14 protein-coding genes are annotated in these 26,936 nt (G+C 68.6%); 4 read left to right on the forward strand and 10 right to left on the reverse strand.

Annotated features, from left to right (window positions below; all coding sequences use genetic code 11):
* Positions 1 to 12: 12 nt before the first annotated feature.
* Positions 13 to 981, reverse strand: coding sequence for an acetyl-CoA carboxylase carboxyltransferase subunit alpha (locus OZ403_RS20865; RefSeq protein ID WP_140792332.1), 969 nt, complete (start codon positions 979 to 981; stop codon positions 13 to 15).
* A 71-nt stretch (positions 982 to 1,052) separates the two neighbouring features.
* Here OZ403_RS20865 and OZ403_RS20870 point away from each other — a divergent pair, with 71 nt between their 5' ends.
* Positions 1,053 to 1,739, forward strand: a complete 687-nt coding sequence (locus OZ403_RS20870) for a tetratricopeptide repeat protein (protein WP_237079712.1) — start codon at positions 1,053 to 1,055, stop codon at positions 1,737 to 1,739.
* Positions 1,740 to 2,018: 279 nt separating this feature from the next.
* Here OZ403_RS20870 and OZ403_RS20875 read toward each other — a convergent pair whose 3' ends face one another.
* The 6 genes from OZ403_RS20875 to OZ403_RS20900 all read right to left on the reverse strand — a co-directional run bounded on the left by OZ403_RS20875 (position 2,019) and on the right by OZ403_RS20900 (position 10,499).
* Positions 2,019 to 3,986, reverse strand: coding sequence for an ArsA family ATPase (locus OZ403_RS20875; protein WP_140875667.1), 1,968 nt, complete (start codon positions 3,984 to 3,986; stop codon positions 2,019 to 2,021).
* Between the two features lie 269 nt (positions 3,987 to 4,255).
* A complete protein-coding gene (gene nla6, locus OZ403_RS20880) occupies positions 4,256 to 5,710 on the reverse strand; it encodes an enhancer binding protein Nla6 (protein WP_140792338.1) in 1,455 nt (484 codons plus the stop codon).
* A 79-nt stretch (positions 5,711 to 5,789) separates the two neighbouring features.
* Positions 5,790 to 6,527 (reverse strand): sensor histidine kinase, encoded by a 738-nt coding sequence (locus OZ403_RS20885; RefSeq protein ID WP_140792340.1) that lies wholly within the window; start codon positions 6,525 to 6,527, stop codon positions 5,790 to 5,792.
* A gap of 176 nt (positions 6,528 to 6,703) precedes the next feature.
* A complete protein-coding gene (locus tag OZ403_RS20890; protein ID WP_090490494.1) occupies positions 6,704 to 7,156 on the reverse strand; it encodes a deoxycytidylate deaminase in 453 nt (150 codons plus the stop codon).
* Positions 7,157 to 7,251: 95 nt separating this feature from the next.
* Positions 7,252 to 8,130 (reverse strand): S1 family peptidase, encoded by an 879-nt coding sequence (locus tag OZ403_RS20895; RefSeq protein ID WP_268781549.1) that lies wholly within the window; start codon positions 8,128 to 8,130, stop codon positions 7,252 to 7,254.
* A gap of 122 nt (positions 8,131 to 8,252) precedes the next feature.
* A complete protein-coding gene (locus OZ403_RS20900) occupies positions 8,253 to 10,499 on the reverse strand; it encodes a PrkA family serine protein kinase (RefSeq protein WP_140798645.1) in 2,247 nt (748 codons plus the stop codon).
* Between the two features lie 273 nt (positions 10,500 to 10,772).
* Here OZ403_RS20900 and OZ403_RS20905 point away from each other — a divergent pair, with 273 nt between their 5' ends.
* Positions 10,773 to 12,293 carry an Hsp70 family protein gene (locus OZ403_RS20905; RefSeq protein WP_140792346.1) on the forward strand — a complete coding sequence of 507 codons (1,521 nt, stop codon included), beginning with the start codon at positions 10,773 to 10,775 and terminating at the stop codon, positions 12,291 to 12,293.
* Positions 12,294 to 12,338: 45 nt separating this feature from the next.
* On the opposite strand, the gene OZ403_RS20910 is transcribed toward OZ403_RS20905, so the two are convergent.
* On the reverse strand, positions 12,339 to 14,399 hold the full coding sequence (locus OZ403_RS20910; protein WP_268781550.1) for a protein kinase domain-containing protein: 2,061 nt from the start codon (positions 14,397 to 14,399) through the stop codon (positions 12,339 to 12,341).
* 68 nt (positions 14,400 to 14,467) lie between these two features.
* On the opposite strand from OZ403_RS20910, the gene OZ403_RS20915 reads away from it, so the two are divergent.
* The gene (locus OZ403_RS20915; protein ID WP_237077269.1) at positions 14,468 to 16,609 is read left to right on the forward strand and encodes a carotenoid oxygenase family protein; all 2,142 of its coding nucleotides are present in this window, start codon (positions 14,468 to 14,470) and stop codon (positions 16,607 to 16,609) included.
* A 19-nt stretch (positions 16,610 to 16,628) separates the two neighbouring features.
* Here the strand turns inward: OZ403_RS20915 and leuS are convergent, their stop codons facing one another.
* Both leuS and crtI read right to left on the reverse strand, forming a co-directional pair.
* Complete coding sequence (leuS, locus tag OZ403_RS20920) at positions 16,629 to 19,115, reverse strand: leucine--tRNA ligase (protein WP_140798647.1); 2,487 nt, start codon at positions 19,113 to 19,115, stop codon at positions 16,629 to 16,631.
* A 791-nt stretch (positions 19,116 to 19,906) separates the two neighbouring features.
* Positions 19,907 to 21,364, reverse strand: a complete 1,458-nt coding sequence (gene crtI / locus OZ403_RS20925; RefSeq protein WP_328285455.1) for a phytoene desaturase family protein — start codon at positions 21,362 to 21,364, stop codon at positions 19,907 to 19,909.
* Between the two features lie 220 nt (positions 21,365 to 21,584).
* Here crtI and OZ403_RS20930 point away from each other — a divergent pair, with 220 nt between their 5' ends.
* Entirely contained in the window at positions 21,585 to 26,879 is a 5,295-nt protein-coding gene (locus OZ403_RS20930; RefSeq protein ID WP_268781552.1) for a trifunctional serine/threonine-protein kinase/ATP-binding protein/sensor histidine kinase, read from the forward strand.
* Positions 26,880 to 26,936 lie beyond the last annotated feature (57 nt).

Genomic DNA, 26,936 nt, shown 5'->3' on the forward strand with positions numbered 1-26,936 from the left:
GAGTACGTGGTTTCAGCGTCCGGAGAACACACCGAGCGCGCGAAACTTCGCGTACCGGTCCTGGACCAGTTCATCGGGCGACAGCTCGGCGAGCTGCCCCAGGTGCTTGCGCAGCGTCTTGCCCAGCGCCTCCGCCATCTTCGCGGGGTCGCGGTGGGCACCACCGGCGGGCTCGGCGACGGCCTCGTCGATGATCTTCATCTCCAGCAGGTCCTTCGCGGTGAGCCGCATCGCGTCCGCGGCCTTGTCCGCCTTGGCGGCGTCGCGGAACAGGATGGAGGCGCAGCCCTCCGGAGAGATGACGGAGTAGACGCTGTTCTGGAGCATCAGCACGCGGTTGCCCACGCCAATGGCCAGCGCGCCGCCGGAGCCGCCCTCACCCACCACCGTGGAGATGATGGGCACGCGCAGGCGGCTCATGACCTCCAGGTTGACGGCGATGGCCTCGGCCTGTCCCCGCTCCTCGGCGCCGATGCCCGGGTACGCGCCCGGCGTGTCGACGAAGGTGAGGATGGGCTTCTCGAAGCGCTCGGCCAGCTCCATGAGGCGGCGGGCCTTGCGGTAGCCCTCCGGGCGCGGCATGCCGAAGTTGCGCGCCATGTTCTCCTTGGTGTTGCGGCCCTTCTGGTGGCCCATCACCATCACCGGCTTGCCGTCGAAGCGCGCGAAGCCGCCGACGATGGACGGGTCCTCGCCGAAGGCCCGGTCACCGCACAGCTCGACGAAGTCGGTGAAGAGGTAGTGGACGTAGTCGAGGAAGTAGGGGCGGTTCGGGTGCCGGGACATCTGCACCACCTGCCACCGAGTCAGGTCGCTGAAGATCTCCGTCTGGAGCTTCTTCGCCTTCTTCTCGAGCTTGGAGATCTCCGAGGAGAAGTCCACCGTGCCGCTGGTGGAGAGGACCTTGAGCTCGTCGATCTTCTTTTCCAGCTCAATCAGGGGGCGCTCGAACTCGAGCACATAGCTGGTACCGGTTGCCATGGCGCGGAACTAGCACCAGGGTATGGCGGCTTTCAACGCGCAAGCGGTTACGCACCCCAGTATGGAGGCACATGCACCCGGCCCTGCCCCTGTTGCTCCTGGCCCTCACAAGCGCCGCGACGCCCCCCCATGCCCAGGGACTGAACACCCAGGGCTTCCGGCTGTACCAGGCGGGGCGCTACCCAGAGGCCCTGGAGCGCTTCCAGGCGTCCGCCCGGGAGTCCCCGGACTATGCGCTGGCGCACTACAACCTGGCCGCCACCCTGGGGGTGCTCCGCAAGCAGGGGAAGGTCTGCGAGTACAGCGCCCACCGGGACGTCATCGTCGAGCACCTCACCCAGGCGGTGAAGCTGGATGCCCGGCGGCTCGCCCGCGCGAAGGAGGACGCGGACTTCACCCCCATCCGGGACACCCTGGGCTGGCAGAAGCTGCTGGGCCGAAGCCCGGCGAGGGAGGCGGATGTCCCCGTGCTGCTGCGCGAGGTGTCCTGGTTCGGCCCGGGCGTGGGCGTCTACGGCACCACCCAGGGGCTGCGCTTCGGTCCCTCCGGCAGGGTCACCCTGTGGACGAAGGAGGTGGGCGATGACGGGACGCCCCGCCAGAAGGAGGTGCGGGGCCGCTACACGGTGCGCGGCAGGCAGGTAGCGCTTCGGTTGAATGGCCGTGCGCCGCTCGAAGGCACGCTGACGGAGACGGGCGCGCTCACCTTCCCTGGCTTGGAGACGTTCACCGACTCACCTTCGGAATGCGAGGCGTGAGCCCCCGCGGGCCTCCGTGCATTCCAGCCATCAGTCGCGACGCGAGGCACGCTCGCTTTCAGATACGGCCCGCGCAACCCCCTTGGCACCCATGCCGCGCGTCGTCATGGTGCGCACGGGGGCAGGTGGGAAGGGATGATTCTTCGGGGTGGAATCAGGGCGTGAGGCGGATGTGGCGGCGGCCCCCTCTACTTCTGCACAACAGCCAGGACGCTCCCGCCGGGTGAAACGAAGCCCGGCAGGGCGCCCCTTTGGCCCGATCCACGACGGGCCTGGACCTCAGGCCGCCTTGATCTTCGCGGCCGGCAGCGACAGCGCGTACCACGCCGTGCGGAAGGCCTTCAGCTCGCGCAGGCCCGCCGGGTGACGGCCCAGGGCCGGCGCCATGGTGACGGGCAGGCCCAGCTTCTTCTCGATGGCCTTCGCCGCGTTGAGCTCCAGCTTGCGCCGGTTCTCGCACTTCTCGCAGGTGGACTTGGGACCCACGCGGTTGACGAGCACCCGCTCCACGGGGAGCTTCTTCTCCTGCAGGTACTCCACCAGCCGCTCGGTGCGGGCCGCGGCCAGCTCCTCGCCACGCGTGACGACCACGAAGCGCGCCTCGCTCGGGGAGGCCAGCGCGTCCTCGAAGCGCTTCACGTGCTTGATCATCCCGGCGATGTCGTCCGCCAGCTCGCCCAGGCCCTTGGCGCGGTGCTTGGTGAGCACCGCGTGCAGCGCGCCCAGCCACGTCTTGGCCGTCTCCGCCAGCTCCACCACGCGCACGGACGTCACCACCGGCGACGAGTCCACCACGATGCGCTTGAAGCGCTCCTGCACCAGCGCGTCCGTCAGACAGGACAGCGCGGCCAGCTCGTCGATGCCCGGCGGCGCGCACTCCAGCAGGTTGCGCAGGTAGAGCAGATCCGCGGGCACCTCGCTGCCCGACCGGGGAGCGCCCTCGAAGGCCTTCTCCGCCTTCTCCTTCACCCGCTTGCGCAGGGCATTGAACCAGCCGGCGATGTCCAGCTCACGCGCGTACAGGCCCTTGGTGCCCTTCACCTGCGTTTCCGTGTCCGTCAGGCGGCTCTGCAGCACGTCCGACAGCGAGTGCGCCGGATCCGTGGAGATGAGGAGCACCGGCCCCTCCTTCTCCGTCAGCGTCACCGCGGCGGCGGCGGCGCAGGAGCTCTTGCCCACCCCGCCCTGCCCCACGAAGAAGATGAGCCGCGTGGGCGGCAGCGGCGGCGCGGCGATGGGCGGCATGGACGGCGCGCGCACCAGCGCCGGAGGCCCTTCGGCCGCGGCGAACTCCAGCGCCTTGGTCTCCTTGCCACTGGCCCACGCCTTGGCGAACAGCGCCAGGCCATCCAGCCCGCGCGGCGCCACTTCACGCCGGCCCAGCAGGTGCACCGGCACCGTCTTGTCCAGCGCCTGGAATTTGCGGACGTGGGGGGCCTGTAGGCCGCGGCGGCCCTGGCACGCGGGACAGCCGTCCTTGTCCTCGATCTGGTTGACAACGATCTCCGTCACCGGCAGCCCGCGCTCGCGAAGCTGGGTGAAGAGCATGCGCGTCTGCGCCTCGGGCACCGGCTCCGCCAGCGCCACCAGGTGGAAGGCCGTGCGCGCGGGGTCCTTCAGCAGCGCCAGCAGCTTCTCCGCCTTCTGCCCCACCTGCTCCAGGAAGCCGGGCGCCTCGGCCGCGGCCGCCGCCTTCTTGCCCTTCTTCGCCGGCGCCTCCGTCTTGTCCCCACCGGCCTTCACCAGGCCCAGGAACTTGCGCAGGCTCGTCGGCAGGTCGAACAGCCGCAGGGTGTGGCTGGTCGGCGCGGCGTCCACCACGATGCGGTCGAACTCCTCGCCCTCCAGCAGGTCCACCACGTGGAAGAGCGCCACCAGCTCCTCCAGCCCCGGCACGGCCTGCTGGTACAGCTTGCCCATGTCGTCGTCCGACACGTGCGTGCCCTTCGCCGCGGCCTTCGACAGCGCGGGCAGGTAGGACGCCAGAAAGGGCTTCATCAGCGCCGCCGGCTCCACTTCCAGGCCGTACACGCCGCCGTCTCCCTTGCCCGGGACCAGCTTGGTCGCCTTGGCCGGGAGCTTCTTCTTCACCAGGTCCGACAGGGAGCGGACCGGATCCAACGACACGAGCAGCACCCGTTCCTTGGGCGCATCCTCCGACAGCCTCAACGCATATGCCGCCGCGAGCGTAGTCTTACCTACCCCGCCTTTGCCGCCGAAGAAGTGAAGTACTCGCGCGTCGCTCATTGCGTTGTGGCCTTCCTTGTGCCCCCCCGCGGCACCCGATGCACACTCCGGGGCGCCCGAATAGATTGGCGCCGCTGGAGTTGCCCGAGGCGTGGAACATGTACGGCCGGGCACTCCCTGTGGGTGGGAGACCCCCCCAGAATCCCCCGTCCGGAGGTCAAAAGTCAAGAATTGACGGGGGTTTCGCGGCGGGGTCGCCGCCTGGGCGGGCGTCCCCTCCGAGCCAGGCCAAGAGCCTGGAATCCGAAGGGGATATCCTACCCGTGAGGTCAGCGGATGACGAACGAGTTGGTGCCCATGGCCCCCATCCCGCCGTCGCTTCCCTGCCCGCCCAGGGGACCGCCCCCGCCGCCACCGGGCGCCTGCTGCGCGCGGGCCTCGGCCGCGTAGCGGTTGAGCTTGTTGTAGAGCGTCTTCTCGCTCACCCCCAGCACCTCGGCGGTGCGGGCCTTGTTGTTCCCGTTCCGCTGGAGGCTGCCCAGGATGTACTCGCGCTCCACCGCGTCCAGGCTCAGCCCGAAGGGCAGCCGGAAGGTGTGGCGCTCCGGGCTCTTGCCCGCCATGTCGGGCGGCAGGTGCTCGCGGGTGATCAGCTCCCCGTCGCACAGGATGACGGCGCGCTCCACCGCGTTGCGCAGCTCGCGGATGTTGCCCGGCCAGTCGTAGTTCTTCAGGACCTCCATGGCCTCCGGGTGCACGCCGCTGACGCGCTTGCCGGAGTCGCCGCGGAACTTGTCCACGAAGTGCTGCACCAGGATGGGGACGTCGTCGCGGCGCTCGCGCAGGGGCGGCAGGTGGATCTGGAAGACGTTGAGGCGGAAGTAGAGGTCCTCGCGGAAGCGCCCGTTCTTGATCTCCTGCTTGAGGTCGCGGTTGGTGGCGCAGAGCACGCGCACGTCCACCTCGATCTCCACCTTGCCGCCCAGCCGGCGCAGCCTGCCCTCTTCCAGCACGCGCAGGAGCTTGGCCTGCAGCTCGATGGGAATCTCCCCCAATTCGTCCAGGAAGAGCGTGCCGCCGTGGGCCATCTCGAACACGCCGGGCCGCCGCTGATCCGCGCCGGTGAAGGCGCCGCGCTCGTGGCCGAACAGCTCGGACTCGATGAGCGTGGCCGGGATGGACGCGCAGTTGATGGCGATGAAGGGCTTGTCGCGGCGCAGGGACAGGTTGTGCACCGCGCGGGACACCACTTCCTTGCCCGTGCCGGACTCGCCGCTGATGGACACGCTGGCCTTGGAAGGCGCCACCTTCTCCACCAGCTCGATGACCTTGCGCATGCCCGCGGACTGGGCAATCAGGTCCGACGAGCCGAGCTGCTTCAGCCGCCGCCGCAGCGTCTGCACCTCGCGCATCGTCTCCTTCTTCTCCAGCGCCCGGTCGATACAGACCTTGAGCCGCGCGGTATCCAGCGGCTTGACGATGAAGTCGTAGGCGCCCTCGCGGATGGACTCCACCGCGGCGTCGATGGTGCCCCGCCCCGTCAGGAAGACCACCGGGCAGTCCGGCAGCTCCTCCTTCAGGTTGCGCAGCAACCAGAGCCCATCCGTCTCCGGCATGGCCAGATCCGACAGGACCACGTCCGGCCGGAACTCGTTCGCCTTTCGGAGGGCGTCATGCCCGTCGAATGCGATCTCGACCTTGTGTCCCCAGGCGCTGAGCATGTCCGCCAGCGCCTCACACGTGTCGCGTTCGTCATCCACGGCCAGGATTCGTGCGCTGCCCAAGTGAAGACCTCCCGTACTGCGTCGTGACGCGAAGTTGTCGTGACTCGAAATCAGAAGCCGGCCCGTCTCGATGAGACACTCAGGCGCGGGAGAAACTCAGGCGGCACAGCCCCGCCCGGACGTACAGGTCGACGCCCAGTTGTGAACAGCGCAGTTGCAGCGCGGCCACGGCTTCAGGCAGGGGCTCGGGGCAGGCGCCGGCCGAATCCTCGACCTCCAGCACCGCGCTCGTCTCGTCCCCGCGCACCGTGACGCGGATCGAGCCGCCATTCTCCGCCCGGCGGAAGGCGCGCAGCAGCGTCTGGATGAGGAAGAAGCCCAGCTCCGACGTGTCCGGCAGGCGGACCTGGACGCCCGCCTCCACCGCCGCCTGGACCTGGACGCGGCGCTTGCGGCCCTCGTGCCCCAGCACGCCCAGCGCCCGCGTGGTGACCTCCGACAGGTCCGCCACGCCCGGCGCGCCGCCTCGGAAGACGATGAAGTCGCTGAACAGCTTCAGGATGCCGTCCACGCGCTGGATCTGATCGCGCATGGCCTTGAGGTTCTTCTCCTGTGACGGCGGCACGCTGCCGGTCTCCGCCTTCAGCTTCTCCGACAGGACCTCCAGGTGGATGGCCAACGCGTTCAGCGGATTGCGGACGTCGTGCAGCAGGCTGTCCATCAGCGTGGGGACGGCCAGGTATCGGGCCGCGCCCACCACGGGCTGCGGCGCGTCCCCAACAGAGGATGCACTATTTGACATTGCTGTCGAGGTAACCAACTGGAACTCCTCGGGATTTTCCCTGATCCACCCCCGCCGCCGCCCAACCGGAGCCAAGAGTTAGGGAGCCGTTCCAACATCGTCAACCCTGGGGCGGTAATTCTTGCCGGAAGCGGCAAATTCCCCATGCACGGCGCGGACTTAGGTCCGCCCGCGAGTGTCTTTCAGGTGACGATTGAGGAGAGCGCGCGATCCGCGCGGAAATGCCCGTACTGCCCCGCGGTGCGGGGCGATCAGGCACCCGAGGCGGGAGGCCGGGCGGCGTCGCCCAGACCCACCAGGTCCAGCTTCAGCCGGGCCGCGTACTCGAAGATGCGAGGGTCCCGGTAGAACTCGCCGAACACGATGCGCACCAGGCCCGCGTTGGCGATCAGCTTGAAGCACGGCCAGCACGGCGAGGCGGTGGTGTAGATGGTCGCCCCGTCGATGCTGACGCCGTTGGTGGCCGCCTGGATGATGGCGTTGGCCTCCGCGTGGACGGTGGCCACGCAGTGGCCGTTCTCCATCATGTGGCCCACGTCATCGCAGTGCGGCAGCCCGCGGATGGCGCCGTTGTAGCCGGTGGACAGGATGGTCCTTCCCCGGACGATGACGGCGCCCACGTGCTTGCGATCACACGTGGCGCGCGAGGCCACCTGCGTCGCGATGTCCATGAAGTACTGATCCCACGAGACACGTCCGGCCATCCCACACCTCCAGACCGGCGGATGTAACCCGCTCTCGCGTGGTGTCGAGATTCCTGCCGGCCCGCCCAGCGGGCCTGAGACACCGCGCGAAGTGACTAGCGCCCGGCGGCGTGGGCGAGTCCACCTTCCGTCGCGGGCTTGCGCGCCAGCAGCCGGCCAAAGCCCTTGGCCTGGAGGAAGTGGCGCACCTTCGCGCTGGGTGCGGCGAACGTCTCTCCCGGCATGGGCACGTCGAAGCTGTAGTTCTCCTCTTGCACCTCGAAGTCCACCTTCGCGGTGCGGTAGCCCTCCACGATGGCCAACAGCCGGCCTGTCGTCAGGCTGAAGATGCCGCCGCCCGACGCGCCGTAGCCGATGGGGGCGTCCGTCTTCACCATCTTCGGGCGCTGGGACTCCTTGTCCCATTCGACCTGGGACAGCATGCCTCCGGACAGCGACAGCGCGCGGCCGAACGGTGAGGCGGCCACCACCACGTCCTCACCCAGCTCCAGCTCCGCGTCGTCCGCCAGCTCCACCGCGGGCAGGTCCAGCCCTGGCACGCGCACCAGCGCGAGGTCCAGGTCAGGCACCTGGCCCATGGCCACCACCTCGCCCCGGTGCTCCAGCGACTCCGCGCGGCGGTCCACCATCACGCGCAGCTCCGGAGCCTCCATCCCGTCCATGGCCACCGCATGCGCGTTGGTGACCACCCAGGCGACCATGGCCCCGCTCTCATCCCGCTCGGCGCCCACCACCACGCCCGACGCCGTGCTGAGCACCCTGCCCTGCGAGGCGAGCTGCAGCCGCACGTTGTGTGGGAGGATGCGCCGCACCTGCTCCTTGCGCGTCATGCGAGGCGCGTCCGGCACCGCGAGGACCCGCTCGACGACGGGCGCCACCTGAGACGCGGGGGTGGCGGCGGCCGGCTGAGACGGCGCACCGGCGCACGACACGAGGGCGAGCAGGGCGGGGGCGCCCAGGAGGAAGCGGGTCATCGACTCTCCGGTCTGGGGGGAAAACGGATGCAGCCAGTACAACTCCCTGGCAGCCCCCATCATCCCGAGCCCTTTCCGGCTTTGAAAGCAGGCGTCCAGGCGGGCCCCGGACGCCTGCCCGGTCACGCGTAGCGCTTCTTCATCAGGAAGAGGATGGCGTCCTTCGCGCACGCCTCGCAGTAGCCGTAGCGCTCCGCCATCGTCTTCAGCGTGCTCTGCACCTGCGTCTGCTCGCGCGCGGTGAGCTGGTTGCGGTCCTCGGACAGGTACTTGAGGATGTTCTCCTTGTTCTTGCGCAGCACCCGCTTGCGCTCCTCGAAGTAGTGGTCTCGCAGGCGCTTGAACATGTCCGGGAAGATGCGGCCGTAGTCCATGACCGCGTCCGGGTTGTCCAGCCGGTGCGCGCCGATGGAGGCGATGAGCCCCCGGCGGAAGTCGGCGGCGTCCTCGCCGCGCGGCATGATGATGGCCTCCACCTCCACCATGCGCTGCTCTTCTGGCGCCTCCATCACCCCGGTGACGCGGTTGCGCATCTTCTCTCCGCGCACCCAATGGCTGATGGTCTGGATGTAGCGCTCCACCAGCTCGCGGTACTGCCCCTCCGACACCAGGCCCATGGACTCGCGCACCTCCGAATCCACCCGGTCCAGGTACTCCGCCTCCGCCAGCTTCACGAAGGCGTCATGGTCGTGGTAGCCGTCCACCACCTCCTGCAAGAGGAACTCGTAGACGCTCTTGTCCTTGCAGATGGCGGACAGCTCCTCCAGCACCGCCAGCGCGTTGAGACACTTGTAGTCGGCGTTCTGCGCGGCATTGAAGAGCGCCGTCTTTATTTCGCGCGCGCTGGCGCCCGAGCGTCCCTCGTAGTTGGGGTACGCGTCCGACTCCGTGAACAGCTCCTCGCGCAGCTTGCGCAGCTCCTTGGTGTTGGCCAGGCTCAGGCGATCCGGCGGCGCGCCCTCTTCGTAGAGGTGCAGCTTCTCCACCGGCGTCACCTGGTCGATGAGCTCCTTCACGTCCTGCGGGTAGCGGTCCGGAATGGGCTTCTTCAGCCGGGTGAGCACCGCCCACATGGCCGCCAGCTCCGTGGCATGCGGTGCCACGTGCTTGCCCACGGTGGTGGAGGTGATCTGCGCGTCGTAGATCTGCTGCTCGGTGCGGTAGCGGCGCAGGTAGGGCACGCGCACCAGCTCGATGCGGCCCTTGAAGGATGCGAAGTCCGGCAGCTCCTTGAAGGCGTTGAGGTGCTTCTCGTTCGCCGACGCGATGAGCACCTCGTCGAGCTGGAGGACAAAGGGCTCCAGCGGGACCTCGCCCGTCTCGCTGAAGCCCAGCAGGTACTTGAAGGCCTCCAATGGCCGCTTGAGCAGGTCCGCGTACTCGATGAGGCCGCGGTTGGCGTGGACCAGGGGGCCGTGCGGCTCGAAGAGCACCGTGCTGTGCAGCGGCGCGGGCACGTTGAGCTGGGTGCGGTCCGCGGTGAGCTGCTGGACGACGGCGTCCACGCTCATCTGCGGCTCCACCGTCACCGTGCCCACCTGATAGCGGCGCGACACGTAGAAGCGCTCCACCTGGACGTGGCGCATCACCTTCAGCCAGTCCCCGCCGTAGGAATTGAGCAGCGCGGTGTAGATGCGGCGGCACTTGGAGCACAGCTCGCCATCACGCACGTAGTCGGACAGGATGAAGTCGCCGCTCTCCCCGTCCCCGTTGCCCAGGCCCTTCTTCTTGAGGGCCGTCTCCAGCAGCTTGCGGCGCTCGCCGGGCGGGACGGCGAAGAGCGGATGGTCCCGCAGCTCGCAAGGCATGCGCAGGTCGATGGACTCCGCCTCCAGGTGCGCGAAGGTGGTCATCTCCCCACTGGCGGAGTCCCGCTCGCCGAAGCCGATGGAGCCCTTGATGAGCTTCTCCGACGGGAACACCCAGGCGAGCCGGTAGAGCGCGCCCTGGGGCAGCCGGGAGTACGCCTCCATGCCCTCCTTCAGGGCATTGACGAGCGTGGACTTGGCGCTGCCATTGGGCCCGTGCAGGAGGATGAGCTTGTTGATGCGGCCGGCCCGCACGAAGTTGCCGAGCAGCCGGTAGATGGCGTTCTGCACCTCCTCCTGGCCCGCCACCCGGTCGTCCCGGTCGCCGCCGGGCGCATCGAAGACCTGGAAGCGCCGGATGGTGCCCGTGGGATGCGGCACCGTCGTGGTGCCGAAGTGGTCCATCACGTCCCGCAGGTACTGCGCCGCGTTGCGGGCCTGGCCCTTCGGGTCGCTGAAGAAGAGGGAGAGATATTCCTCGAAGGAGAGAATCGACCGGTTCTTGACGAAGTCGGCGTTCACCTGCGCGCCCACTTCCTGCAGATAGCCCTTCGCGTCCAAGTTGATTCTCCTCTGGTCAGTCATCCACCACCAAGTTTTCCGCCCGGGCCACCAATGTCCAGCACCCCGGATGGCATTGTCGGCTGGGGCACGCGCTGCTGGCCACCGGGCGGGCACCGGGAGCGCTAAGGCCCCCTCCTGGGGAAGCAGGGAGCCCGGGTCCGCATTCCCGGGGAGCGGCAAACGTCGGGGTGTGTGAACTCGCGCGCGACGCGAGGGTGCGCTACGGTCTTTATCTTCCTCTGCGGCCTACCCACCCGGAGTCCAAGCAAGATGCACAAGGAGCCCATCATCGGCATCGACCTCGGCACGACGAACTCGTGCGCGGCGATCGTCGAGGACAGCGGGAACGTCAAGCTCATCCCCTACAAGGGCGGCGAGTACACCATCCCCTCGATCTTCGCGATCGACGACAAGGGGAACGAACTCATCGGCTACGAGGCCAAGCGCCAGTGGCAGCTCAACCCGCGCAACACCGTCTACGGCTCCAAGCGACTGGTGGGCCGGGGCTTCGGCACCGAGGTCGTCGACACGATGAAGAAGGTCGTGGCGTACAACATGCGCCCCGGCAAGCAGAGTGACGTCATCCTGGACGTGGGGAAGAAGGAGTTCGCCCTCCAGGAGGTCAGCGCCAAGATCCTGGGGAAGATCCGCGAGGTCGCCTCCAACTACCTGAAGATGCCCATCAAGCGGGCGGTGGTGACGGTCCCCGCCTACTTCAACGACCGGCAGCGCCAGTCGGTGAAGGACGCGGGCAAGCTCATCGACCTGGAGGTCGTCCGCATCATCAACGAGCCCACCGCGGCGGCGCTGGCCTACGGCGTGGGCAAGGGGCTGAAGGAAAAGGTCGTCATCTACGACCTGGGCGGCGGCACCTTCGACGTCTCCATCATCGAGATTCGCGACCGCGTCTTCGAGGTGAAGTCCACCGGCGGTGACGTCTTCCTCGGCGGCATCGACTTCGACAACGCCATCATCCACCACGTCCTCAAGGACTTCGCGGCGAAGACGGGCATCGACCTCGCCACGGACCCGGTGGCCATGCAGCGCATCAAGGACCTGGCCGAGCGCACGAAGATCGACCTGTCCGCGCGCGAGGAAGTCCCCTTCAACATCCCCTTCATCACGATGACGTCGCAGGGCCAGCCCCTGAACATCGAGATGAAGTTCACCCGGAAGATGCTGGAGCAGCTCACCAACCAGCTCGTGGATCGCACCCTGCAGATGGTGGCGCGCGTGCTGGTGGACTCCGGGCTGTCCACCAAGGACGTCGACGAGGTCATGCTCGTGGGCGGCCAGACGCGCATGCCCATCGTCCAGGACCGGCTCACCAAGTTCTTCGGCAAGCCGCCCAGCAAGGGCGTGCACCCGGACGAGGCGGTGGCCATTGGCGCCGCGCTCTACGCGCACTCGCTGCAGGACGACACCAACCTGCGCATCCAGTTGCTGGACGTGATTCCCATGGCCATTGGCCTGGAGAAGGCCGGCGGCGCCTTCCACGTCGTCTTCCCGCGCAACGCGGCCATTCCCAACGCCAAGCAATTGCTGGCCACCACCAGCATGGACAACCAGACCGAGCTCGCCGTGCGCATCTTCCAGGGCGACAACGAGCTGGTGGCCCGCAACGACATGCTGGGTGAGTTCACCTTCTCCGGCATCCAGCCCGGTCGCGCCGGCGCCGCGCAGGTGGAGATCACGTTCGACGTGAACGTGGAAGGCATCCTCACCATGCGCGCGCGTGACCCGGCGTCCGGCCGCGAGATGAAGACCACGGTGCGCGTCAGCCAGGCCTGATTCGCATCCCCTGCCCCGCTCCCATTCGCCAGGAGCGGAGCGCCCTCAACCGCCCCGGCCCACGGCCGCCGCTTCCGGCGGCAGGAAAGCCGTCGCGTCCTCCGGACCCAGCGGGCCCTGGCCCTCATCGCGGGCCAGCTCGAAGAGGCCCGCCTCCACGGGCACCAGGTGGAAGCGTGACGCCGCGCGCGCCTGGGCCCGGCCGCTGACCAGCACCTGCCCGCGCCCGGCCCGGACCGCCAGCCGCGCCGCGGTGTTCACCACGTCCCCCAGCACCGTGAAGTCCAGCCGGCCGGAGGCCTTCGCCCCCACGCTGCCGGCCACCAGGTCACCCGAATCCAGGCCCATGCAGACGCCATGCGCGTACGGTGCGCCCTCGCCGCCACGCGATGCCAGCGCGCCCAGTTGCCGGTGAATGGCGTGACAGGCCTCCAGCGCCAGGTCCACGTGCCCGGGGCCTCGGAAGACGGCCATCACCGCGTCCCCCATGAACTTGTCCACGATGCCGCCGCGCGCGAGCAACTCCGGGACAATGGCCTCGAAGTTGGCGTTGAGGCGGCGCAGGGACTCCGGCGGCGCTTCCTGGTGCAGCACCGGTGTGAAGGCATCCACGTCGATGAACACCACCGTGCCGTCCACCCACTCGCCCGCCATGGCGTCCGAGCCCTGGAGCAACGGCGGCAGACGCTCCAGCACCGCGCCCGGGACGAACATGCGCAACAGGCCGTTCTCCTCCGTGTAGCGCACGGTGCGGCGCAGCTCGCGCACGTGCTTCAGCGTCTTGACGAGCGTGGCCTCCAGGTCCGGGAAGTCGATGGGCTTGGTGATGAAGTCGAAGGCGCCGCGATTCATCGCCGTGCGAATGTTGTTCATGTCCCCATACGCGGAGACGATGACCACCCGGGTCAGCGAGCTGATCTCCCCCACGCGCGACAGGAACGTCAGCCCGTCCATGCGCGGCATGTTGATGTCGCAGAGGACGACTTCGATGTCGGGATGCTGGCGCATCTCCTCCAGCGCCTCCTCGCCGTCCGCGGCGAAGAGGAACTGGTAGACGGAGCGGCGGATCTGCTTGCGGAAGCTCTGCTCCATCAACACGACGATGTCCGGCTCGTCATCCACGACCAGGATCTTCGCCGGGCGCGACGGCCGGCCCGCGTCCACCGCGCTGGTGAGGGCGGAGGCCAACTCGTGCGCGGACTGGAAGCGGCGCGCGGGGTCCACGTCCAGGGCGCGCGCGAAGAAGGCGTCCACCTCCGTGCCCAGCTCCGGTGCCAGGCTGGACGGCGGCGCGGGCGGCGGCGGCACGTTGCCCAGGCGCATCTGCCGCAGTGACTCCAAGGGGAACGGGTGCTGCCCCGTCAGCGCGCGATACGCCACCACGGCCAGCGCCCAGAGGTCACAGCGGTGGTCCAGCCGCGGCTCCAGCCCTCGGAGCTGCTCGGGGCTCATGTACCGGGGCGTGCCGGCCATCTCCTCCTCGGGATGCGGCCGGGCCGCGCCGCCCGACATCAGCAGCGCCAGACCGAAGTCCAACACCTTCACCTGTTCGCCATGCTCCGTGCGCGCGAGGAACAGGTTGGCCGGCTTGAGGTCGCGGTGGATGACGCCCGCGGCATGCGCGGCGGTGAGCGCGCGGGCCGCCTGCGTCACCAGCCGCTCCACCATGGCCAGGGACAGCCGGCCGCGGCGGTTCAACAGGGCCTCCAGGTCCTCTCCCACCAGCCACTCCATGACGATGTAGGGCGTCTCGCCGGAGAGGTCGCAGTCGTGGACCTGGATGACGTGGGGGTTCTGGAGGCGGGCAATCGCCCGCGCTTCCCATTCGAATTGCTGGCGCGCCAGGGGCGCGGGCGCGCAGTGGGCCGCCATCAGCTTGAGGGCCACGCGGCGCTGGAGCTTGGGATCCAACGCCACCCAGATGGTGCCCATGCCGCCGCCCGCCAGCCGCCGCTCCAGGACGTAGCGGTCGCCAATGACTTGTCGCTCGGAGTTGGAGTCTTCGACCATGGGAAGCGGGAAGTGTCTCACACCGGCCCCTCGCAAGGTACCGCGGGCTGCCCTCTCCCACGGCAGCCAGCCGCGCGGCGGCGACCGGTCTGTCACAACGCGCGTGCTACGGTCCCCGCCCCCATCCCGATACGGCGTGCACTCACCCAACCTCCGGAGGCGTCATGCCCGAGACTGAATCCGTCCTGAAGCACCCCGCCCCCGCGGCGACCGAAGCAGCCCCTTCCCTCTCGCGTGAGCCGGACGGCCATTCGCTCCCCGGTCTGCACGTCCCACCGGGGCTCAGGCCCGGCATGCCGCGCAACGCGATGACCACCAGCCCGGTGGAGTACGTCAACGAGCCGCTGCAGGTGCTCGCCGGCGCGCTGCCAGAGGACCTGCAAGGTCACGTCTATGTCGCGGGGCCCAGCGTGCACGCGGGCTCACCGGCCCTGGCTTCGGACGGGCTCGTGATGCGGCTGGACTTCCAGGTGGGCGGCGCCCGGTTCACCACCGCCACCATGCGCACCCCGTCGTACTACGCACGCCAGCAGGTGGACGCGGGCGCGACGGCGCGAGGCCCCCTGACTCGGCTGCTCAACCGCTTCCGCGAGACGACGCTGGCAGACGTGTCACTCACGCTGGGCCCGCAGGAGACGCCCAACACGGCGCCCTTCCTGGTCGAGGGCGAGCGGATGCTGCTGGTGACGACGGACGCGGGCCGCCCGTGGGCCATCCACCCCAAGACGTTGAAGGCGTACACACCGCTGGGCTACCTGCGTGAGTGGAACCGCGCTCTCCCCACGCCGTGGGCCTTCCCGCTGCTGCAGAGCACGGCCCACCCGGCCTTCGACCCCGCCGAGCGCATGGGCCTGCGCATCGACAAGGACCGGCCCCGCCTCTTCTTCACCAACCACGCGCCCAAGTGGCCCCTGGGTCCCGGTTACACGCAGTTGGTGAGCTGGGACACGGAAGAGAACCGGCTGCACCACTGGAAGCTGATGGACGCGGCCACGGGCGAGCCGGTGTTGGCGTCGTCGCTGCACCAGATCGCCGCCACGCGGGACTACGTGGTGCTGCTGGACGCCAACTTCCCCATCAACTTCTGGCAGATCGCCGCGCAGGCGGCGGTGCCCTTCCTGCCGCGGGTGCAGCGCGCGGTGGAGTGGCTGACGGCGTCCCCTGCCGCCCCGCAAGCGGTGTTCTGGGTGGTGCGGCGAGCGGACCTCCAGACGTCACCCGGGACGCTGGACCCGGAGAATCCGCCGCTCGTGTCCGCGCACCGCTTCCAGGCCGGAGGCGGCGGGCTGCACTTCGCCGCCATCTACGAGAACCCCGACGACGTCATCACCCTGGTCGCCGCGCACTCGCCTACCGAGGACCTGTCCCATACGCTGGAGCCGGGCGAGCTGCTCATCAATGGCAACCGCGTGCAGGACTGGCAGGCGGGAATGCCCACGGCGGTGCCCGTCACGCGCAGCTCCATGGGGGTGCACCGCATCGACATGAAGCGGCTGCGCATCCAGTCCAATCTGTATTCGCATGACGACTTCACCTGGGGCCTGACGGTCTTCTCCAACGCCGGCCTGGTGAATGGCGAGCTGGAGGCCCACCTCCGGCTGCTGGGCCATGTGATGAACGGCAAGGTGCCCACGAAGGAGCTGGCGCTCTACATCAACTCGGACGGCTTCACGGCGGACATGGTCCCGGAGGCGCTCTACCAGCTCTACAAGCCCATCGTAGGAGACAAGTCCGCGCTGCCCATCCGCGACGGCCGCGCGGCGAGCTTCTTCAAGTTCTTCGTCGACTCCGGCCGCTTCGAAGGCTACGTGCTGCCCACCGGCTGGTTCGGCTTCGCGCCGCAGTTCGTCCCCAGCGCCCGGTTCCCCCAGGTGCCACACTGGAAGGGCTACGTGGTGGCGCTCGTCGTGTCGGACCCGACGCCGGACCTGCCGGCGAACTCCACGGGCGACGAGGTCTGGATCTTCGACTCCGAGGACATCGCCAAGGGCCCCATCTGCCGGCTGGGCAGCCGCAACTTCGACGTGGGCATGACGCTGCACACCACCTTCCTGCCCCCGGGCCTGCCAGACCTCCTGGAAGGCCAGCCTCCGGGCAACGTGGCCCCCTACTGCGTGGACGTGCGGCAGGACCTGGACATGGACGCCATCGAACGGACGTACCTGGAGTGGCCCCAGACGCTGCTTCCACGGGTGCCTCGGGTGCTGTTCGCCCCGTGGCGCCTGGGCGTGAAGTGGGCGTTGAACTTCCCGAAGCTGCGTCAGGTGCTCCAGGAGGACGTGTATCCGCACTTCCCGCGCAGGTGACTGCGTTCGCCGCAGCGCCTCAGCCGACGACGATGTTGATGATTCGCCCTGGCACGTAGACGAATCGGCGCTCGGTCTTTCCAGCGAGATGCGGGATGAGATCCGGCTCTTGGTGGACGGCGTCACGCGCCTCCGCCTCCGTGGCGTCTCGCTTCAGGCGCAGCTTCCCCCGGACCTTGCCGTTGACCTGGATGGCCATTTCGACCAGCTCGTCCACGGTCAATGCGGGGTCGTATTCAGGCCACGGCTGGAGGGAAATGGACTCGCTTGCGCCCCAGCGGTGCCAGAGCTCCTCCGCGAGGTGCGGCGCGAATGGGGAGAGAATTCGCGCGAAGACCCTGGCTGCATCGAGCGGCACACGCGGGAGCTCGGCCAGCGCGTTGGCGAGAATCATCATCGCGCTCACGGCGGTGTTGAAGCGCAGCGCTTCGATGTCCTCCCCCACCTTCCTCACCGTCTTGTGCAGGAGCCGCAGCGCGTCCTCGGTCAGCGCCGCCGGCGCACCGCCCTCGTCCTCCGCCACGAACGCGAGCGTATTCCACACGCGGTCGAGGAATCGCCGCACGCCGATGACGCCGTTGGTCTGCCACGGCTTCACCGCCTCCAGCGGGCCCATGAACATTTCGTACATGCGCAGGGCGTCCGCACCGAACTGCCGGACGATGTCGTCTGGGTTCACCACGTTGCCGCGCGACTTGGACATCTTCTCGTTGTTCTCACCGAGGATCATTCCCTGGTGGACGAGCTTCTTGAACGGCTCTGCGTGCGTAACGAGGCCGCAGTCGAACAGCACCTTGTGCCAGAACCGGGCGTAGAGCAGGTGTAGCACCGCGTGCTCCGAACCGCCGACATACAGGTCCACTGGCATCCAGGCGTCGTAGGCCTGCTGCGAGAAGACGGCCTGGGTGTTCTCCGGGTCGATGAAGCGCAGGTAGTACCAGCACGAGCCCGCCCATTGGGGCATCGTGTTGGTCTCTCGCGCATACCACTTTCCGTCCCGCTGGAAGAAACGCCAATCCAAGGCGCGGGCCAGCGGGCCCGCAGGATCCTCGCTGGGCTTGAAGTCCTCGAGCTCGGGGAGTCGCACCGGCAACTGGTCCTCTGGCACGGGCAGAGGCTGGTCGTAGCGAATGGTGTGGGGATGCACACGCGGGTCCGTTGAGCCCTCCGCGAGCTCGACCGGGAAATAGATGGGGATCGGCTCCCCCCAATAGCGCTGGCGCGAGAACACCCAATCCCGCAAGCGGTACTGGACACGCCGTGCGCCCAGGCCCTCACGCTCGAGGTGGGCGAGCATGGCCGCCTTGGCCTCGGGCGTCCGCAGCCCATCGAGGAAGCTCGAGCGCACCGCGACGCCCTCCCCCACGAAGGCCTCGGTCCACGTGCCGGTCTCGCTCAGGGCGCCGTCGAGCGAAACCACCTCGACGACAGGCAAGCCGAAGGCACGCGCGAACTCGAAGTCACGCGCGTCGTGGCCGGGCACGCCCATGATGGCGCCCGTCCCATAAGAGCCGAGCACGAAGTCCGCGACCCAAATGGGGAGGCGCGCTCCCGTGAGCGGGTGCAGCGCGTAGGAGCCGGTGAACACGCCGGTCTTGGCTTTCGTGAGCGCGGTGCGGTCCAACTCGCTTCGGCTCGCGGACTCCTCTCGGTAGGCCAGAATCTCGGCGCGCTTCTCCGCCGTGGCGAACCGCTCCAGCAGCGGGTGCTCGGGTGCGACGACCATGTACGTCGCGCCGAAGAGGGTGTCCGGACGGGTGGTGAAGATGCGGAGGCGGTCCGCGCTGCCCTCGATGGCGAAATCGACCTCAGCGCCCTCGCTGCGCCCAATCCAGTGGAGCTGCTTCTCCCGCGTCTCGGGCCAATCCAGCCCCGCGAGGTCCTGGGCGAGCCGATCGGCGTACGCCGTGATGCGAAGCGTCCACTGCCGCAGCGGCAGCCGCACAACCGGGTGACTGCCCCGCTCGCTCTTCCCGTCAATGACCTCCTCGTTGGCGAGCACCGTTCCGAGCGCCGCGCACCAGTTCACCGGGAGCTCGGCCTGATAGGCAAGACCGCGCTCGAAGAGCTTGAGGAAGAGCCACTGCGTCCAACGCACGTACTCCGGGTCCGTCGTGGAGAGCTCGCGAGACCAGTCGTACGAGAACCCGAGAGACTTGAGCTGCCGCTTGAACGTCGCGACGTTCTTCGCGGTGGTCTCGGCCGGGTGGGTTCCCGTTTCGAGCGCGTGCTGCTCCGCGGGCAGGCCGAACGCATCCCATCCCATGGGATGAAGGACATCATAGCCCCGCATCCGCAAGTACCGCGAGACGATGTCCGTGGCCGTGTAGCCCTCCGGGTGCCCGACGTGCAACCCGGCCCCCGAGGGATAAGGGAACATGTCGAGGATGTATGCCTTCGGCTTGCCGGGGTGCCTGCGCGCCTCGAAGAGGCGCTGTTCTTCCCAACGGGCCTGCCAGAGAGGTTCGATGTTCGCCGGGTCGTACTTCGGCCGTTCTGTGGACATGGCGCGCCAGTTACCACAACGGGCATGCCCAGTCAGCAGACGGCAGAGCGGCTCTTCGGGTGGTCCGCTCCGCCCATCACCGGTTCAATCGTAATCCCCGCGCTACATGACACCGAAGGCGATGTTAGCAATGGGAGACCTGTTGGAGGAGCGCTCCAAGCCTGATGCGTTCTCCTCCGGTAGCAATTGATTGAAGGGACAGGTTCACAGAGGCAGCGCGAACCCATTGAACTGGAACTGGCCTTGGAATTGAGCGACCAGTCCCCCCATGCTCGTCTCCTTCACGCCCTGCTCCTCTCTGGCCGCGGCGCGGGACATGGGAGGGATGGGGCTCACCGACCCCATCCCTCCCACCAGGGAAGCGTTCATCTGGAGACCATCCGGGGAGGTGTGCGGACCCGGTCACACCCGCTCGCGCTCACCCCCGCGGCCTGACGGCCCTTCTTCAAGTCCGACCGCGCGAGAACGCCTCGTGCATCAGTAGCAAACAGGGAACTCCTCACAGATGCAGTGAGGGCCCAACTGGACGCACTGATAGAAACATGTACAGCTCTCATCGGCGCACTGGTTTTGACACCAATCCCCGCTGGCTTGGGCCTCCGGCGGACGGACCGTGCCCATTACGCTTCCAAACATAATGCCCACGACAAAGACCCACTTCTGGATTCCCTTGCGCATGACAAATCCTCTCAACGGGACTGCGCGGAAATCCTATCACAAGACAAAACCCGCAAAGACCCTCCTGTCGCGCCTCAATGCGTCATCAGGTCCAGTGTTCCGCGAAAAATACGCTAAGCAAGTGGAATCACGGTGTCCACGATCTTGGCGGAGCACAGCACAGCGGGAAGCCCAGCGCCGGGGTGCGTGCCCGCTCCGACCATGTAGAGGCGATCCACGTCCTCACTCCGGGCCTGCGCCCTGAGGAACGTCGTCTGCAGCAACGTCGGCGCGAAGCTGAACGCGGCCCCCTTGAATGACCGCAGTTCGTCACGGAAGTACTCTGGTGTAACCATCCGCGAAGTCACCAACTCCCCCTCCAGCCCCGGCAACACGGTCCGCGAAAGGCGCTCCTCCAGCTCGCGGCGAAAGGCCCCGGCCCTGTGCTTCCACTCCGAGCCCGTCCCCAGATGTGGCACCGGCGCCAGCACATAGAAGGCATCGTGCCCAGCCGGAGCTAGCGCCGCGTCCGTCGCCGTGGGCCTGTGCAAATACAGCAACGGGTCCGCCGACGGATGTCCAGGCCCCTCCAGCCCCGAGAACATCCCCCGGAAGTCCTTGCCGAACAGCAGCGTGTGGTGGGCGACCTCCGGGTACTGACGCCGTGTCCCGAAGTACCAGAGGAACGCGCTCATCGAGTACCGCGCCCGGCTGATGCGCTCGTCCGTCCAGTGCTTCCGGACATGCCCCGGCAACAGGTACCGATACGTCCACGCCGCGTCCGCGTTCGACACGACCACGTCCGCCGCCAGTCCCGTACCGTCCCCGAGCCTCACACCCGTCGCCTTCCGCCCTTCCAACGAAATCTCCGTCACCTCACTGCCGTAGCGGACCTCGCCGCCCAGGGCTTCCAGCAGTTCCACCAGGCCACGAACCAGCGCCCCGGTGCCGCCCACCGGGAAGAACGCACCCCAACGCCGCTCCACGAATTGAATCGACGTGTACACCGCGCTCGCGGTCGCGAAGGGGCTGCCGCCAATCAGCAGCGGATGGAAGCTCAACGCCTGCTGCAGCCGCTCGTCCCGGATGTGCTTCGACACCAAGCCGAACATGGACCGGAACGCCTCGTCCCGCACCAGCGCGGGGGTGAACGGCGCCAGACTCAGCACGTCCGGCACCGGCGTGCTCATCAGGGGCCCAATGCCCGCCTCGTACATCCGCTCCACGCGGGCGAACAGAGCCAGGAATCCCGCCTCATCCCGGGGAGACAACCGCCGCACGGACTCGCGCATCGCCTCGCGGTCCGAGTGGTAGTCGAACGTGGAGCCATCCGGGAACCGCATCCGGTACAGCGGCACCACGGGCCGCAGCTCCACGTGGTCCGCCATGCGTTGCCCCGCCAGCGCCCACAGCTCTTCCAGCAGGTGCGGACACGTAATCACCGTGGGGCCCGCGTCGAACGTGAAGCCGTCCTGCTGGAAGGCGTTCGCCCGCCCGCCCGGGCTGTCCATCCGCTCAAGCACCGTGACGCGCCACCCACGCGCCGCCAGCCGGATGGCCGCGGCCAATCCGCCGAAACCACTGCCAATCACGATTGCGCGTCGTCCACCGCTTCGTGCAGCCAGGCCAGCCATCCCAGAGGGTCTCAGCACGGTGACTCGATCCATCGCACACCCTCGAGGCCCACTCCACTCCGGCCTGCGGGCAGGCTTCCGTCCTCACCTCGCCCGCGCTCTGTTGCGAGCCCCCAGTGCCAGGGCTACCCTCCCCGCCTCAACGGGGAGTGCGCTCCTTCGCGCACGGGTGGAAGCAATGATGGATGTGCCCGGCTACCGCATCGGCAGAGAGGTCACTACCGCAGGCGCCTTCCAGCTCTTGCGCGCTACACGCGAGGAAGACGGCGCTTCGGTCATCCTCAAGGTCCCCGACGCTGCGCGGCTCCCCTCCGCCACCACGCGGCTTCGCCATGAGTGGGAGCTGACGAACGCCCTGAGTCTCGACGGCGTCCTGCGGCCCCTGGCGTGGGCCGAAGCGCGGGACGGAGCACCTGTGCTCATCCTGGAAGGCTTCGGTGATGCGACGCTGACCCAACGCCTGTCACACGGGCGCGTGGAGCCGCGCGCAGCATGCCGCATCGCGCTGTCGTTGGCGCGCGCCCTGGGTGCCATCCACGAGCAGGGCATCCTCCACCGGGACCTGAACCCCAGCAGCATCCTCGTGGGCACGGATGGCGAGTCCGTGAAGCTCACCGGCTTCACCCTCGCCACGCGCAGACCCCGTGCCGAGGTCGCTCCGCTCGCCCCCGAACGGTTGGAGGGCAGCCTCGAATACCTCTCCCCCGAAGGCACCGGGCGCACCCACCGCAGCGTGGATTCGCGGGCTGATTTCTATTCCATGGGCGTGGTGCTCTACGAGCTGCTCACCGGGCGCCGCCCCTTCGCGGACACGGATGCGCTGGGCCTCATCCACGCACACGTCGCCCTGCCCCCGCCTCCGCCCGTCAGTGTCGAACCCGAGCTGCCCCAGCCCCTGTCCGACATCACGCTCAAGCTGCTCGCCAAGTCCCCCGAGGACCGCTACCAGAGCGCCTACGGGCTCGTGGCGGACCTCCAGCGCTGCCTGGGTGCCCTCGAGGGCCCCGGCCCGGTCGCCGCCTTCATGCTGGGCGCCAAGGACGTCCCCGAGCGCTTCGCCATCCCCGAGAAGCTCTACGGCCGCGAGCACCCACAGGCGGCCCTGAGCGAGGCCTTCGAGCGCGCCGCCTCGGGCCGCTCCGCCTTCGTGCTCGTCTCTGGCGCGGCGGGCATGGGCAAATCGGCCCTCACCGGGGTGCTCAAGCGGCCCGTCGCGGAGCGCCAGGGTCACTTCGCCCGAGGAAAGTACGACCAGCTTCTCCGCGACACCCCCTACAGCGGCATCTTCGAGGCCTTCCGCGAAGTGGCTCGCGGACTCCTGGGCGGACAGGAGCAGGAGCTGGCTGCCTGGCAACACCGCCTCCTCGAAGCCGTGGGCGGCATGGGCCGGCTGGTGGTGGACGCGGTGCCTCGCATGGCGCTGGTGCTTGGCGACCAGCCTCCCGTCCCGGAGCTGGGGCCCGCGGAGTCGGAGCTGCGCTTCCAACTGGTCCTGCGCAAGCTGGTGGCCGCGCTCGCCACGCGGGAACATCCCCTGGTGCTCGTCCTGGACGACCTCCACTGGGCGGACAGCACCAGCCTCCAGCTGTTGCGGCTGCTCCTGACGGACCGGGACATCGAACACCTGCTCGTGGTCGCGGGTTGCCGCTCGGAAGAGCTGGGCCCCGACCATCCCGTGGAGTCCCTTGCCCGCGCGCTACAGGACCACGGCACGCCGGTCCACCGCATCGACCTGGCGCCGCTGTCGCCCGAGGACGTGACGAGGCTGGTCGCGGACGTGTTCCCTCCCGCCGAAGGCCAACCCGACGCGCAGCTCGACGACCTGGTGCTGTCGCTGACGGAAGGCAACCCGTTCCACGCGGTGCAACTGCTGCGCACCTTCTACGAACGCGGGCTGGTGCGCTTCGACGCGGACGGCGGTGGCTTCCGGTGGGATGCCAGCGCGCTGCGCGGACAGGATTTCAGTGATGGCGTGGTGGCGCTGCTCACCTCCCGCATCCGCGAGCTGAGCTCTTCCGCGCAGGCGCTGCTGCCCATGGCCGCGGCGCTGGGCCACACGTTCGACCTGCGCGGCCTGGCCATCGTCCTGGAGCGCACGGATGAGGAGGCCGAGAAGGGGCTCGGTGAAGTGCTCCAGGCGGGGCTGGTGGTACCCATCGACGAAGCCGACCTCGACGCTGGGGGCGCGTATCAATTCACGCATGACCGCGTGCAGCAGGCCGCGCTCGAGCTGATTCCCGCGGACGTGCACCCGGAGATCCATGCCCGCATCGGCCGGCTGCTCCTGCGGCACACGCCCCCGGAGCGGCTGGACGAAGGACTCCCGGAGCTCGTCAGCCATTTCCACCTGGCTTTGCCCGTGCTCCACGACGAGCAGGAGCGTCACCGCGTGGCGGAGCTGGACTTGCGCGCTGGCCGCAGCGCCAAGTCCCGAGGCGCCTGGTCCGCGGCCCTGCGCCTGCTGAATACGGGCCTGACCCTGCTCGGCGAGGACGGCTGGCGGAAGGACCGGCGGCTCACCTTCGACCTGCACGTCGACGCGGCGGAAGCAGCGTACCTCGCCGCGGACTTCGACCTGATGGAGCGGCTGGCGGCAGCGGCGCTGGCCCATGCGGTGGACGGCGCGGAGGAGGTCCGGGTGCAGGAGGTCCGGCTCCAATGCCTCGCGCACCGGGGTGAGCACTCACGCGGCGTGGACCTGGGCCTGGAGGTGTTGCGCAAGCTGGGTCAGCCCCTGCCCGCGAATCCGAAGCAGCCTCACGTCCTGGCCGCGGTGGCGAAGACGAAGATGCGCCTGGGCCTGCGCAAGCCCGAGGACCTGGCGGCCCTCCCCGAGTGCACCGACCCGCTCCTGCTCGCCACGCTGCGGCTGCTGGTGAAGCTGTCCTCGCTGGCCTTCATGGCCCGCCCGCTGCTCTTTCCGCTGGTGGTGCTCCGCGTGCTCCAGCTCACCATCCGCCACGGCGCCACGGGCGTGGCCGCGTTCGGCTACGTGGGCTACGGGCTGATGCTGAGCGTGCACCTGGGCAACCCCGAGGAGGGCTTCCGCTACGGACGGCTGGCGCTGAAGACGCTGGACCGCTTCCAGGCGGAGAGCCTGCGGGCCATGGTGACCTTCGTCTTCAACCTCTTCATCCGGCACTGGAAGGAGCCGCTGTCCGCCTGCGTCGACGACTTCCTCGCCGCCGCGCAGAAGGGCCAGGAGACGGGCGACATCGAGTACCTCGGCTATGCGTCCAGCGCGGGCTGTGCCACCGCCCTCATCGCCCGGGACGGATTGGCCGACGGTGGCCCGCGCATGGACCGGTACCGGGACATCCTGGCCACCCACCGCCACAAGAACGTGCTCTTCACCGAGTACATGCGCCACACGCTCGATTCCCTCACGGGGGCCTTCACCGGCAACGTGGAGGCTCGCGAGGAGGAGCTGGTCGCGCCGTACCGTCAGCTCGACTACGGCAACGGCATCGCCACCTGTGACGTGCTGCGCACCTTGCGCCGCTGGCTGTGGGGCGATGCTCGCGGTGCGCTGGAGAGCGCCGCGGCGGTGGACGCCCAGGTGGAGCTCATCGCCGGGCAGATCTACCTGCCCTGGTACAAGTTCTTCCAAGGCCTGGCGCTCATGGCGGTCCACCCGACATTGGGGCCGCTGGACCGGATTCGCTCGTCACGAGCCATCGACGCCATCCGCAAGTCCATGCGCGGCTGGGCCCGCATCGCCCCCATGAACTACGGCGCCCGCGCGGAGCTGCTGGACGCGGAGCGGGCCCGCCTGGACGGAGAGGGGGACTTGGCCGCGGATGCATATGACCGGGCCATCCGGCTGGCGCGCCAGTACGGCCTGTCGCTCGACGAAGGCGTGGCCTGCGAGGCCGCTGCACGGTTCCACCTGACGCAAGCCCGCGAGCGCGTGGCCCGCACCTACCTGGAAGAAGCCCGCGCCGCCTACCTGCGTTGGGGGGCCCGCGCCGTCGCGGCTCGACTGGAGCGGGAGCACCCGCGGCTCTTGCCGTCCGCCCCCACGACTACGCGCACGGATGCCCCCACCGAAGCGTCACTGGCCGCGCTGGACCTGGCGTCCGTCATCAAGACGGCGCGCGCGCTGTCCGGCGAAATCGTCCTGGGCAAGCTGCTGCGCAAGCTGATGACGCTGGTCATCGAGAACGCGGGCGCGCGGCGGGGCCTACTGCTGCTGAAACGGACCGAGGGCCTGGTCATCGCGGCGGAAGGCTCCGTGGACGGCGATGGCGTGGTGCTCGATGCGCCCATTCCCATGGAGTCCTCCGCGTCGCTGCCGACCTCCATCATCCACTACGTGGTGCGCACCGGCGAGACGGTGCTCCTCCACGACGCCTCGGCGGAAGAACCCTTCTCCGAGGACCCCTACGTCCGCAGCGCCCAGCCCAAGTCACTGCTGTGCAGCCCCCTGTTGAAGCAGGGCTCGCTCACGGGCGTGCTCTACCTGGAGAACGACGCCACGCGAGGCGTCTTCACGCCGGAGCGGCTGGAGGTGCTGCGCCTGTTGTCGTTCCAGGCGGCCATCTCCCTGGAGAACGCCGACCTCTACGCCAGCCTGGAGGAGTACAGCCGGACGCTGGAGCGCCGCGTGGAGGAGCGCACGGCCGAAATCCAGCACAAGAACGCCGAGCTGGCGGACACGCTCACCCGGCTTCAGGAGATGCAGCGCCAGCTCGTGGCGCAGGAGAAGCTCGCGTCCCTGGGCGCGCTCACCGCGGGCATCGCCCACGAGCTCCAGAACCCGCTCAACTTCGTGAACAACTTCTCGAACCTGTCCTCGCGACTGGCCGGGGAGTTGGAGGAGACGTTGAAGGGCATCGCGGACCGGCTCGACAGCGAGGCCCGCGAGGACGTGCTGGAGACGCTCCAGGACTTGAAGCAGAACGCCCAGCGCATCCACAGCCATGGCAAGCGCGCCTCGGACATCATCAAGACGATGCTCCGGCACTCGCGCAAGTCTGAGGGCACCCGCTCCAAGTCGGACCTCAACCAGTTGGTGCGCGACAGCGTCAATCTGGCCGTGCAGGGCCTGCGCAGCCGTCCGGGCGGCGCCAGCGTGAAGATGGAGACCACGTTGGACCCCACCGTGGGCATCGTGGAGCTGGTGGCCAGCGACATCAGCCGGATGCTCACCAACATCCTCGACAACGCCTTCTACGCCGCGGCGCAACATCAGCCTCAGGCCGGCGAGGGCTTCACGCCCCAGGTGCACCTGAGCACCCACCGCGTCGGAACCAAGGTGGAGCTGCGCATCCGCGACAACGGGCCAGGCATCCCCGAGGACCTCCGCGAGAAGCTCTTCGACCCCTTCTTCACCACCAAGCCCGCGGGCGTGGGCACAGGGCTGGGGCTCTCGCTGTGCCACGACATCGTCCAGGAGCACCAGGGCGACATCCGCGTGGAGAGCGCGCCCGGCGCCGGGGCCGAGTTCATCATCACCCTGCCCGCGCCCTGAAATGCGAAGGCCCCGCCTCCCGTGAGGGAAGCAGGGCCTTGGGACACCTGGAGAAGC

The sequence above is a fragment of the Myxococcus sp. NMCA1 genome, from assembly GCF_026810205.1.
Classification (GTDB): Bacteria; Myxococcota; Myxococcia; order Myxococcales; family Myxococcaceae; genus Myxococcus; species Myxococcus xanthus_A.